Annotated in this window: 13 protein-coding genes; all 13 read left to right on the top strand. The window is 37.4% G+C overall.

Annotated features, from left to right (window positions below; all coding sequences use genetic code 11):
- Positions 1 to 10 precede the first annotated feature (10 nt).
- The 13 genes from trmFO (at position 11) to fliJ (ending at position 12,292) form a co-directional block, all read left to right on the top strand.
- Positions 11 to 1,321 (top strand): FADH(2)-oxidizing methylenetetrahydrofolate--tRNA-(uracil(54)-C(5))-methyltransferase TrmFO, encoded by a 1,311-nt coding sequence (gene trmFO / locus RCJ93_RS06550; RefSeq protein WP_446738654.1) that lies wholly within the window; start codon positions 11 to 13, stop codon positions 1,319 to 1,321.
- Between the two features lie 256 nt (positions 1,322 to 1,577).
- Positions 1,578 to 2,477 carry a tyrosine recombinase XerC gene (gene xerC / locus RCJ93_RS06545; protein ID WP_446738653.1) on the top strand — a complete coding sequence of 300 codons (900 nt, stop codon included), beginning with the start codon at positions 1,578 to 1,580 and terminating at the stop codon, positions 2,475 to 2,477.
- Positions 2,478 to 2,495: 18 nt separating this feature from the next.
- Entirely contained in the window at positions 2,496 to 3,044 is a 549-nt protein-coding gene (hslV, locus tag RCJ93_RS06540; protein WP_066785582.1) for an ATP-dependent protease subunit HslV, read from the top strand.
- Positions 3,041 to 4,432, top strand: a complete 1,392-nt coding sequence (hslU, locus tag RCJ93_RS06535; RefSeq protein WP_147194164.1) for an ATP-dependent protease ATPase subunit HslU — start codon at positions 3,041 to 3,043, stop codon at positions 4,430 to 4,432. The genes hslV and hslU overlap by 4 nt, the downstream gene beginning before the upstream one ends.
- Before the next feature lie 84 nt (positions 4,433 to 4,516).
- Positions 4,517 to 5,296, top strand: coding sequence for a GTP-sensing pleiotropic transcriptional regulator CodY (gene codY / locus RCJ93_RS06530; RefSeq protein WP_150283895.1), 780 nt, complete (start codon positions 4,517 to 4,519; stop codon positions 5,294 to 5,296).
- A gap of 594 nt (positions 5,297 to 5,890) precedes the next feature.
- The gene (flgB, locus tag RCJ93_RS06525) at positions 5,891 to 6,283 is read left to right on the top strand and encodes a flagellar basal body rod protein FlgB (RefSeq protein ID WP_446738652.1); all 393 of its coding nucleotides are present in this window, start codon (positions 5,891 to 5,893) and stop codon (positions 6,281 to 6,283) included.
- A gap of 2 nt (positions 6,284 to 6,285) precedes the next feature.
- Complete coding sequence (gene flgC, locus RCJ93_RS06520) at positions 6,286 to 6,741, top strand: flagellar basal body rod protein FlgC (protein ID WP_066785591.1); 456 nt, start codon at positions 6,286 to 6,288, stop codon at positions 6,739 to 6,741.
- A 23-nt stretch (positions 6,742 to 6,764) separates the two neighbouring features.
- A complete protein-coding gene (gene fliE, locus RCJ93_RS06515; RefSeq protein ID WP_150283897.1) occupies positions 6,765 to 7,070 on the top strand; it encodes a flagellar hook-basal body complex protein FliE in 306 nt (101 codons plus the stop codon).
- A gap of 55 nt (positions 7,071 to 7,125) precedes the next feature.
- Complete coding sequence (fliF, locus tag RCJ93_RS06510; RefSeq protein ID WP_446738651.1) at positions 7,126 to 8,724, top strand: flagellar basal-body MS-ring/collar protein FliF; 1,599 nt, start codon at positions 7,126 to 7,128, stop codon at positions 8,722 to 8,724.
- Positions 8,725 to 8,739: 15 nt separating this feature from the next.
- On the top strand, positions 8,740 to 9,753 hold the full coding sequence (gene fliG / locus RCJ93_RS06505) for a flagellar motor switch protein FliG (protein WP_066785597.1): 1,014 nt from the start codon (positions 8,740 to 8,742) through the stop codon (positions 9,751 to 9,753).
- Positions 9,737 to 10,513 (top strand): flagellar assembly protein FliH, encoded by a 777-nt coding sequence (gene fliH / locus RCJ93_RS06500; RefSeq protein WP_446738650.1) that lies wholly within the window; start codon positions 9,737 to 9,739, stop codon positions 10,511 to 10,513. The genes fliG and fliH overlap by 17 nt, the downstream gene beginning before the upstream one ends.
- 3 nt (positions 10,514 to 10,516) lie before the next feature.
- Positions 10,517 to 11,842 carry a flagellar protein export ATPase FliI gene (fliI, locus tag RCJ93_RS06495; RefSeq protein WP_446738649.1) on the top strand — a complete coding sequence of 442 codons (1,326 nt, stop codon included), beginning with the start codon at positions 10,517 to 10,519 and terminating at the stop codon, positions 11,840 to 11,842.
- The gene (fliJ, locus tag RCJ93_RS06490) at positions 11,843 to 12,292 is read left to right on the top strand and encodes a flagellar export protein FliJ (RefSeq protein ID WP_066785603.1); all 450 of its coding nucleotides are present in this window, start codon (positions 11,843 to 11,845) and stop codon (positions 12,290 to 12,292) included.
- Positions 12,293 to 12,296 lie beyond the last annotated feature (4 nt).

The raw sequence follows: 12,296 nt of genomic DNA, 5'->3' as shown, positions 1-12,296 counted from the left end.
AAAAAGAGTTATGACAACAATTGTGAATGTTATTGGAGCGGGTTTAGCAGGAAGTGAAGCAGCATGGCAAATTGCAAAAAGAGGCATTAACGTCCGTCTTTTTGAAATGCGTCCTGTGAAACAAACACCAGCCCACCACACGGATAAATTTGCAGAACTTGTTTGCAGCAATTCATTGCGTGCAAATAATATTACAAATGCTGTTGGCGTTATTAAAGAAGAAATGCGCCAACTAGATTCAATTATCATTGAAGCAGCAGACCAATGCTCAGTACCAGCAGGTGGTGCACTAGCTGTTGACCGCCATGAATTTTCTGGATATATAACTGAAAAGGTGAAAAATCATCCGCTTGTTGAAGTGGTGAATGAAGAAGTAACAGAGATTCCTGAGGGGATTACTGTTATCGCAACTGGACCATTAACATCACCAGCACTTGCGGATAAAATTAAAGAATTAACAGGCGAAGAATATTTGTACTTTTATGATGCAGCAGCTCCTATTATCGAAAAAGAGAGCATCAATATGGATAAAGTTTATTTAAAATCTCGTTATGATAAAGGGGAAGCAGCATATCTAAACTGTCCTATGACAGAAGAGGAATTCTATGCTTTCCAAAAAGCTTTAGTAGAAGCAGAAAAAGCACCGCTAAATGAATTTGAAAAAGAAAAATACTTTGAAGGCTGTATGCCTATTGAAGTAATGGCTGAACGAGGACCTAAAACTATGCTGTTTGGTCCAATGAAACCTGTAGGGTTAGAAGATCCAAAAACAGGAAAAAGACCTTTTGCAGTAGTCCAACTTCGCCAAGATGATGCAGCAGGAACACTTTATAACCTGGTAGGGTTCCAAACGCATTTAAAATGGGGAGCTCAAAAAGAAGTGTTTAGTATGATTCCGGGTTTAGAAAACTTGGAAATTGTACGGTATGGTGTTATGCATCGAAATACTTTTATTAATTCTCCTAAAGCGATGGCAAAGACGTATCAATTAAAAGCACGTCCTACTTTGTTCTTTGCAGGACAAATGACAGGGGTAGAAGGATATGTAGAATCAGCGGGTAGCGGACTCATTGCAGGTATTAATGCTGCTCGGTTAGCACAGCAACAGGACTTGTGTATATTCCCATCTGAAACTGCACTTGGTAGTATGGCTCGTTATATAACAGAGACTGATGCTAAGCATTTCCAACCAATGAATGTTAACTTCGGTTTATTCCCTCCACTAGGAGAAAAGATTAAATCGAAGCAAGAACGCGGAGAGAAACATGCGGAACGTGCACTAGCAGCGCTAAAACAATTCAAAGAATTAAATACATTATAATTAGTTTGCTAAAGTCCTTAATTGTTGATATACTTTTAAGGGCTTTTTGCTTTGTCAATATTTTTTTGTTTTTTTCTTATTTAAGGTTAATCTATTCCAATTTTAGGCATACTATTAAAAGATCCATTTTGGACACAAAAACGCCATAAATCTACTGAAAATTTCCATATTCTAAGTTGTTAAAAAGTGTTCTTGCTTTATTTAATTCAATGACAGTGGGAGAATACAAAAGAAAGCTTTAGTTTGGAGTGTTTAAATGAACCTACAGTTTGATGATGCACTTGAACAATTTATGACATATATCCAGCTTGAAAAGAATTATTCGCCGTTAACAGTCCAAGAATATCGAACAGATTTGCTAGAGTTTTTTTCGTTTCTTCATACTGAAGATGTAAAAGAATTGACGCAAGTTGAATACGTTCATGCAAGGCTTTATATAACAAAATTGTATGAAGAAAAAAAAGCAAGAACCACCGTCTCTAGAAAGATATCATCAATCCGTTCTTTCTTTAGATTCTTAAATAAAGAATATGAAATTGATGATGTAGCATTCCAAGCACTATATCACCCCAAAAAGGAAAAAAGGCTCCCTCACTTTTTTTATGAAGAAGAACTTTCTCAATTATTCCAAGCCAATGAAGGTGAAGATCGGAAATCGCTACGCAATATGGCTATCCTAGAGCTACTCTATGCTACTGGTATCCGTGTGAGCGAGTTGACTTCTCTACAAATAAAAGATATTGACTTTTCCTTAAATATCATTAGAGTGATGGGGAAAGGTAGAAAAGAGCGCTATATTCCTTTCGGTGAATATGCAGGACATTCACTAACACGGTATATTGAAGAAGCGCGTTCTGCGCTAATGAAGTCGACTAAACACAATTTTGTGTTTGTGAATCTGCGCGGAGGGGCAATCACTTCAAGAGGAATACGCTATATATTAAATGAGATGATTGCAAAAGCAGAACTACATACAACGATTCATCCGCATATGCTTAGACATACTTTTGCTACACATTTATTAAATAACGGAGCTGATCTCCGAACGGTCCAGGAGCTTTTAGGCCATTCCAGTTTATCTTCTACTCAAGTTTATACGCATGTAACGAAAGAACATTTACGAAATACGTATATAAATGCTCATCCACGAGCGTAAAATTTTGAAGGAGGTTTTTTGATGGATTTGCATGCAACCACAATATTCGCTATACAACATAAAGGGGCTAGTGCAATGGCAGGCGATGGCCAAGTCACATTAGGAAATTCTGTTGTAATGAAACATACTGCCAAAAAGGTGCGTCGTTTATATAACGGAAAAGTTCTTGCAGGCTTTGCCGGCTCTGTTGCTGATGCTTTTACGTTGTTTGAAATGTTTGAAAGTCGGTTAATGGAATACAACGGTAATCTTCAGCGTGCAGCTGTTGAAGTAGCTAAGCAATGGCGCGGAGACAAAATGCTGCAAAAGCTTGAAGCTTTGCTCCTTGTCATGAATAACGAAACATTATTGCTTGTATCAGGTTCAGGTGAAGTAATCGAACCGGATGATGGTATCTTAGCGATTGGCTCTGGCGGAAATTATGCTTTATCTGCAGGCAGGGCATTAAAGCAATATGCAGGGGATACATTAACTGCACATGATATTGCAAAAGCATCGCTTGAAATTGCGGCAGATATTTGTGTATTTACAAACCATAATATTATTGTGGAGGACTTAAGCGAATGACATTACAAAAAACGCCAAGAGAAATGTTGGACTATTTGAATCGTTATATTGTTGGTCAGGAACAAGCAAAAAGAGCGGTGTCAGTTGCGCTTCGTAACAGATATCGTAGACAGTTATTGCCGGATGAAATGAAGAATGAAGTAATTCCAAAGAATATTCTAATGATCGGGCCAACAGGCGTCGGAAAAACAGAAATCGCAAGAAGAATCGCACGCTTGGTAAAAGCGCCGTTTTTAAAAGTAGAAGCTACAAAATTCACCGAAGTGGGTTATGTTGGACGAGACGTTGAATCAATGGTAAGAGATTTGGTCGAAATCTCTAATCGACTTGTAAAAGAAGAAAAACAAGAAGAAGTGAAAGAACAGGCTGAAAGATTGGCAAATGACCAAATCGTTAAATTACTTGTGCCTAGCATGAAAAAGAAACAAAATACCCCGAACCCCTTTGAGGCATTATTTGGCCAAAAAGTGGAGGCTTCTGACGATCAGCCGGAAGAAGATACTCAAGTACGTTTGAAAAGATCTCAAATTGCTGATGATTTAAGGAACGGCAAATTAGAGAACGAATGGGTTACGATAGAAGTGACTGAACAGCAAACAGGCATGATGGGAATGATTCCGGGTGGATTTGATATGGGCGGTACAAATATGGGAGATATGCTCTCAAGTTTAATGCCTCAAAAGAAAAAGAAGCGCCGTTTACAAGTAAAAGATGCAAGACGGGCTTTAACCATCGAAGAAGCCAATAAATTGATTGACAGCGATGAGGTAGCGGTAGAAGCCATCCATCGAGCAGAACAAACAGGCATTATCTTTATTGATGAAATTGATAAAGTTGCCACTAAGAGCAATGGAGGCAATAGCGCGAATGTATCGCGTGAAGGCGTACAACGCGATATCTTACCGATTGTAGAAGGATCGACCGTTAATACAAAATATGGTCCAGTACGGACAGATTTTATGTTATTTATTGCGGCAGGAGCTTTTCATATGTCGAAGCCTTCCGATTTAATACCTGAATTGCAAGGTCGTTTCCCAATTCGCGTAGAGCTGGAAAAATTAACGAAAGAAGATTTTATACGGATTCTTAAAGAACCAGACCATTCGTTAATTCTTCAGTATGAAGCGCTTCTTGCTACCGAGGAAATTGAAATTTCATTCACAGACGGAGCAATTGATCGTATTGCAGAAATTGCCACCAATATAAACCAGGATTCAGACAATATTGGAGCGAGACGTCTGCATACAATCCTTGAACGTTTGTTGGAAGAGCTTTCGTTTGAAGCGTCGGATATATCACCGGCCCGTATTGAAATCACAGAAAATTACGTGGACGAAAAACTTAATGAAATTGTCAAGAATAAAGATTTGTCACAATTTATTTTATAGTATATAATCTAATGTATTGCACAAAATTTGAAACCTTTTGAATATTTCAAAAATGAGGTAAAAATTACAGGAGGAACATTCGTAATGAATTTATTAGAAAAAACAAGAAAAATTAACTCTATGCTGCAAGCGTCAGCAGGAAGACAAGTAAACTTCAAAGAGATGGCAGAAGAACTTGGTCAAGTTATTGAGAGTAACGTATATATAGTAAGCCGAAAAGGGAAATTGTTGGGTATTGGTGTAAAACAACAAATTGAAAACGAACGTTTCAAAAAAATGTTAGAAGAGCGTCAATTCCCAGAAGAATACACGCGTAAGTTATATGACTTCTCTGAAACAGCTTCGAACTTGGGTGTCTCGGATGAGCACAGTGCATTCCCAGTAGAAGCTCAAGAAATCTTTAAATCAGGTCTAACAACAATCGTGCCAATCAATGGTGGCGGCGAACGTTTGGGCACACTTGTTTTAGCACGTCTTGAAGATAAGTTTGAAGATGACGATTTGATCCTAGCTGAATACGGTGCAACTGTAGTAGGTATGGAAATCTTACGTGAAAAAGCAGAAGAAATTGAAGAAGAAGCTAGAAGCAAAGCAGTTGTTCAAATGGCGATCAATTCATTGTCTTACAGTGAACTTGAGGCGATCGAGCATATCTTTGAAGAACTAGATGGCTCAGAAGGATTGCTAGTTGCTTCTAAAATTGCTGACCGTGTCGGCATAACGCGTTCAGTGATTGTCAATGCATTGCGTAAGTTAGAATCAGCTGGTGTGATTGAGTCACGTTCTTTAGGTATGAAAGGTACTTATATTAAAGTACTAAACAACAAATTCCTAAATGCTTTAGCAGAAATCAAAATGAGATAAGTTGAAATTGCTGTTTTGTCCTTAACTGGGGACAAAGCAGCTTTTTTAATTACCCAGCTACTTCCCGATACTCAAAACTCCTTCTCTCTCTTTACTATTAAGAGACTCCAACCGTAAAAAATTATCAGAATGTGACAAATTAAAATACATAGTTCGCAAAAATACACCAAATTAACTTAAAATGGTATAATATGTGCTATCAACCAGTCTTTTAAAATTATTGCTCGTAATATTAAGAATATGACAATTGAAAAAATAAGGAAAAACATTTATAATATTCTTCGTTAGGAAAAAAGGTTTAGTAATATTTACTTTGCAAATTTATAAATTTATGTACATTTAAACATATATTCTATTAAAAATGCTGTATTAGAAGATATACACTATTAAAATAGTGAAAAAGGATTTAGGTAATAAGGCCTTTTGTTTATCAAGTTTATTGTATGTGGAAGATTTTTCTGCCAGTAAAAATGGTCTGTTAAACCTATTAAAAATATGATAAATTCGATAGACACTTTATAACATCTTTATTACAATTATAACATCAGAAAATTAGTTGAATGTGACGATTAAAGTCGAATTGAGGTGAATGAATTGGGTATTTTCGACGGAACCCTCTCCAATATTGAGAATGGGTTGACATATGCAAGTTTAAAACAGAAAACAATCGCTCAAAATATTGCGAATGTAGATACGCCGAATTATAAAGCAAAGGATGTAAGTTTTCACCAAATGCTAGAAGATGCTAAGAATTCTTCGATTCAGGCAAATAAGACCGACTCAAAACATTTTGATTTCCAATCTACAAACCAAACTCCAGGTGTAGTGAACAATAGACAATTAAGCTACAGAAATAATGGGAATAGTGTTGATATGGATAAAGAACAAGCGAGTCTAGCAGAGAATAGTATTTTTTACAATACACTAATTGAACGCGAAAATGGCAAATTGAATTCGCTTCTGACAGTTATTAAGGGAGGCAATTAATCGTGTCAATATTCCAAAGTATGGATACAACGGGATCTGCATTAACTGCGCAGCGTTTGAGAATGGATACTATTTCATCCAATATGGCCAATGTAGATACAACAAGAGCAAAACAGGTTGATGGCAAATGGGTTCCCTACACGCGAAAAACAGTTACTTTAGTTCCAAAAGGAAATTCATTTTCTAACTTCCTTAATAAAGCAGTTGGATCTGATCAAACAGTAGGCAATGGTGTAAAAGTAGCTAGTATTAATGAAGATACAAAGACACCCTATAAACTTGTTTATGATCCAACCAATCCTGATGCAAATGAGGATGGATATGTTCAAGCACCGAATATTGACCCGTTAAAAGAAATGGTGAATCTAATCTCAGCCACACGCTCGTATGAAGCAAATGTAACGGTTTTTAATGCTAATAAATCTATGCTTTCAAAAGCATTAGAGATAGGAAAATAATCAACCAGGAAGGATGATAAAGATTGGCAATTTCTCAAGTTTCTATTTCACAGCCAGTGCAGCCAACTATGTCTCAAACAGCAATAGAAAAGACGTCAACGAATGAGAAAGAAAACTTCGGTGCTGTCTTAAAAGATGCAATCTCAGCTGTGAATAATAGTCAGGTAGCTTCTGATAATATGACGAATCGGCTTGTCAATGGAGAAAATGTAGAGCTTCATGATGTAATGATTACTGCTCAAAAGGCAAATATCACACTAAACACCGCCCTCCAAATTCGCAATAAAGTTGTAGAAGCGTATCAAGAGATTATGCGAATGACAGTTTAAGGAATGTTTATTAGAGAGAGAAAACAAAAACATTACCTATAACCGGAGGATCAAAATGAATGAAAGATTAACGAAAATTAAGACTAACTTCAGCCAGTTTTGGAAAAGTCGATCAAAAGTACAAAAAGGTACAATTATCGGTTCTATTTTAGCTGTGCTAATGATTGCTGCTATTATTACTTTCTTTGCTACAAGAGTAACGTATGCCCCTTTATTTTCAGATTTGTCTGCTGCTGAAGTCGGTCAAATCAAAGAACAATTAACTTCTGATGGGGTAAAATTTCAAGTCACTAATGGTGGAACAGCGATAGAAGTGCCAAAAGATCAAGTAGATGATTTAAAGGTTGATTTGGCATCACAAGGATTACCTCAGTCAGGGCAAATTGACTATTCATTCTTCTCCCAAAATGCTGGCTTTGGTATGACAGATAATGAGTTTAATATGCTTAAGCTTGCATCCATGCAAACAGAGCTTGGAAATCTAATGAAGCAAGTAAAGGGTGTTAAAGATGCTAAAGTGATGATTAATTTACCAGAAAAGGGTGTTTTTGTAAGTGATACTCAGCAAGAGGCGAGTGCATCTATTGTATTAAACACTGAACCTGGATATCAATTTACCGAAGCGGAAATTAAAACACTTTATAATCTAGCGTCAAAAAGTATACCGAATTTAAAGCCTGAGAATATTGTGATTACTAACCAGTACTTTGAATACTACGATCTTGGTACTGAAACAGCAGATAGTGGTGATGGTTTATCTGCTACAGGTGCGACAAAACAATTGGCAATCAAAAAACAGATTGAACGTGATTTAGGGCGCCAAGTCCAAACCATGTTAGGTCAGTTAATGGGTCCTGGCAAAGCAGCTGTCAGCGTTACGACTGATATCGACTTTACTCAGGAAAACAGAGAAGAAAATTTAGTAGAACCCGTTGATAAGGACAACATGGCCGGAATCCAAATTAGTGCTCAAAAAATTAACGAGACTTATACAGGAGACGGTGCAGGAGCTGGCGGGACACCTGAAGGAGATTCCAACACAGATAACTTTACTGATTATCAATCTTCAAGCAATGGGAACGGCGACTACGAAAAGAGCGAAGATACTGTCAACTATGAAGTGAATCGTATCAAAAGGAAAATTACAGAAAGCCCATACCGCATACGTGATATCGGAATTCAGGTAATGGTTGAACCTCCAAAAGCAGGCGATCCAACATCATTGCCAGCCGCAACGCAGGACGACATTAAAAATATGCTAGCTTCAATTGTTCGGACATCAATCGATAAGAATGAAGCGGGGCAATTAACGAATCAGCAAATCAATGAAAAAGTCATTGTGGCTGTGGAAAAATTGAATGGAAAAGCTACTGTTCCAACAGCGCAAACTAATTCAATTCCATGGTGGGTTTATGTCATTGGCGGAATCCTTCTTGCTGCAATCGGCATTTTAGTCTTCTTTATTTTACGTTCTAGAAGACAGACGGAAGAGGAAGAAGAATACGATTACTATGAAGAGGAAATTGATGTAGACGATATATCTGAAGAAAAAGAGACTGAAACGACATTACGTCGAAAACAGCTAGAAAGAATGGCGAAAGACAAGCCGGAGGAATTTGCAAAATTGCTTAGAACATGGATAACGGAAGATTAATAGGGGGAATTAGCTGTGAACAAGAAAGATAAAGATTTAACTGGAAAACAAAAAGCAGCACTCCTGTTAATTTCCTTAGGACCAGAGGTTTCGGCTGCTGTTTATAAACATCTAAATGAAGAAGAAATTGAGAGACTGACACTTGAAATTTCAAGCGTAAAAAAAGTGGAACCAGAAGCAAAAGAAGAGATTATAGAAGAATTTCATAATATTGCGTTAGCTCAGGATTATATATCCCAAGGCGGGATAGGCTATGCGAAAACTGTTTTAGAGAAAGCACTGGGCAATGACCAAGCACAAGCGATTATTAATCGATTGACATCTTCTCTTCAAGTAAGACCATTTGATTTTGCTAGAAGAACGGATCCGGCTCAAATATTTAACTTTATCCAAAATGAACACCCTCAAACGATTGCATTAATTCTATCTTATTTAGAACCACAGCAAGCGGGAGTGATACTGTCATCATTGCCACAGGAAGTTCAAGCAGATATTGCCAAGCGTATTGCTACAATGGAATCTACCTCACCGGAAGTCATCAGTGAGATTGAATCAGTACTTGAGCGGAAGCTTTCTTCAACTGTAACGCAAGATTACACGGAAACAGGTGGAGTAGATGCTGTAGTAGAAGTCTTAAATGGTGTAGATCGTCAAACCGAAAAAACCATTTTGGATGCATTAGAAATCCAGGATCCAGAGCTTGCTGAAGAGATTAAAAAGCGCATGTTTGTATTCGAAGATATTGTTACGCTTGATAATCGTTCCATTCAACGTGTTATCCGCGATTGTGAAAATGAAGATTTGCTTCTTTCATTAAAAGTCTCAAGTGACGAAGTAAAAGAAATTATCTTTAAAAATATGTCACAGCGGATGGCAGAAACATTTAAAGAGGAAATGGACGTTATGGGACCAGTGCGGTTAAGAGATGTGGAAGAAGCGCAGTCCCGAATTGTTGCAGTGATTAGACGATTAGAAGATGCAGGAGAAATAATTGTCGCACGTGGTGGAGGAGATGACGTTATTGTCTAAAATTATTCGTTTTGACAATCCTGAAAGCTCTAAAGAAATATTCCGCACAATTGAAATTAAAGACTTGTTTACACATCAAAGCACAGAGAATATAGAAGTTACGCCTGAAAGTCTATTTGAAGAAAGAGAACGTCTCCTGGCGGACGCACGCCAAGAAATTAAGCGTGAAAGAGAGATGTTTGAGCAGTTTCGATTAGTTGCACAACAAGAGATAGAAGATGCAAAAGTAAACTGGGAACAAGAAAAGATGGAATTGCAGCAACAAGCATATGAAGAGGGCTTTCAGAAAGGTATAGAAGAAGGCCGTTTGAAAGCTGAATCTAATATGAGTGAAGCTATTCAATTGGCAAACGATACTGTACTCCAAGCAAAATCACATGCACAGCAATATTTACAAGAACAAGAAGCTGTTATCTTGAATATCGCAATTAATGCTGCAGAAAAGATTTTAGGAACTGTACTAGAGGAAAATGAAGACCGATATATGGATATAGTACGCAGAGGCTTAAAAGAAGCGAGAGAGATGAAAGAAATTAAAATCTATACATCTTTAGCATATTACGAATTGGTATCTGCACATATAGACGAGCTAAAAGCCATGTTTCCTGTAGGTGTTCCTGTCATGGTATTTGTAGATGAGGATCTTGCTAATACAGATTCTTATATTGAAACAAATCACGGAAGAATTATGGTAGGAATTGATCAACAATTAAACGAGCTGAGACTTAAACTTGTAGAAATCTTAGAAAGTGTGGATTGATTCATGAAAGCAGCAGATTTAATGAAACATATGTCTGGAATCCAAACCTTTAAAAAGTTTGGAAGGGTTACACGTGTTGTTGGCTTAATGATTGAATCACAAGGACCTGAAAGCTCTATAGGTGATGTATGTAAAATTCATGTAAATACTGTGAAACATGGACATCAAGAAATTCTTGCTGAAGTAGTCGGGTTTAAAGATGAAATTGTGGTATTAATGCCATACACCTCACTTCGTGAAATTTCGATAGGCTGTTTAGTTGAAGGAACAAATGCACCACTTGAAATAAAAGTAGGGCCAGAATTGATTGGCAAGGTGTTAGATTCCATGGGTCGTCCAATAGATGGAGCAAAATTGCCGAAGGGGCTATCGACAGTTCCAACGGAAGAAGATCCCCCTAATCCTTTAACTAGGCCACCTATCAATGAAACATTGGAAGTAGGCGTAAAAGCGATTGATGGGATGCTAACAGTTGGAAAAGGCCAGAGAGTGGGCATTTTTGCTGGCTCTGGTGTAGGTAAGTCCACATTGCTCGGTATGATTGCAAGAAATACAAAAGCGGATCTAAACGTTATTGCATTAATTGGAGAACGAGGTCGTGAAGTAAGAGAGTTTATTGAGCGAGATTTAGGACCAGAAGGACTTAAGCGGTCAATTGTAATTGCCGCTACATCAGATCAGCCAGCGTTGATGCGTATCAAAGGCGCATTTACCGCAACAGCTATTGCAGAATATTTCCGTAATAAGGGGATGAGCGTTATGCTCATGATGGACTCTGTTACACGAGTGGCGATGGCACAGCGTGAAATAGGCCTAGCTACGGGTGAACCACCTGCACAAAAAGGTTACACGCCGTCTGTCTTTGCTATTTTACCTAAATTGCTTGAACGGACAGGAACTAATGAATTTGGCTCTATTACAGCGTTCTACACCGTGCTAGTTGATGGTGATGATATGAATGAGCCAATTGCCGATACGGTGCGAGGGATTTTAGACGGCCACATTGTTTTGGACAGGGCTTTGGCAAATAAAGGGCAATACCCAGCAATTAATGTGTTAAAAAGTGTGAGTCGCTTAATGAATCATATTGCAGATAAAGAACATGTAAAAGCTGCAGAACATATCAGAGAACTTTATTTTACTTATGATAAATCAGAAGACTTAATCAATATTGGCGCTTATAAAAAAGGTACTTCTAGAGAAATCGACGAAGCGATTTACAATGAGCCTCTGATTACCTCTTACTTAAAACAAGGGTTTATGGATAAAATCAGCATGCAAGACAGTGTAGAAGAATTAGTGAAACTATCGAATGGCGGTGCAAGGTAGATGCAAGCTTATCAATATCGTTTTGATAAAGTAATGACAGTAAAACAGCAAGAAAAAAACCAAACAGAAATTGCCTTTAAAGATGCGCAGAAGTCATTTGAAGATATAGCTACAAAATTATATACACTTTTAAAGAAGAAAGAGGATTTAATAGAGTACCATGAAAAAAAACTTTTAAGTGGCGCAAGTATTAATGAAATGCGCCATCATACAAAGTTTTTGGAAAGTATCGAACGTTCTATTGCTGAGACCCAACAGAAAGTTGTACTTGCCCGTTCAAAAATGGAATGGCATAAAGATAAATTATTAGAAACTTCTTTAGAATATCGAAAATATGAAAAAATGAAAGAAAAAGATTATCGCAGTTATATGAAAGAACAAGATCGTCTAGAGTTAATTCAGTTGGACGAGCTATCTTCTATAGCTTATTACAACAAAGAAATCAGGTGAATAT

This window comes from Rummeliibacillus sp. BSL5 (genome assembly GCF_052928305.1).
The sequence above is the reverse complement of the archived record's forward strand: the minus strand, read 5'-3'. Positions and strand labels throughout refer to the sequence as shown.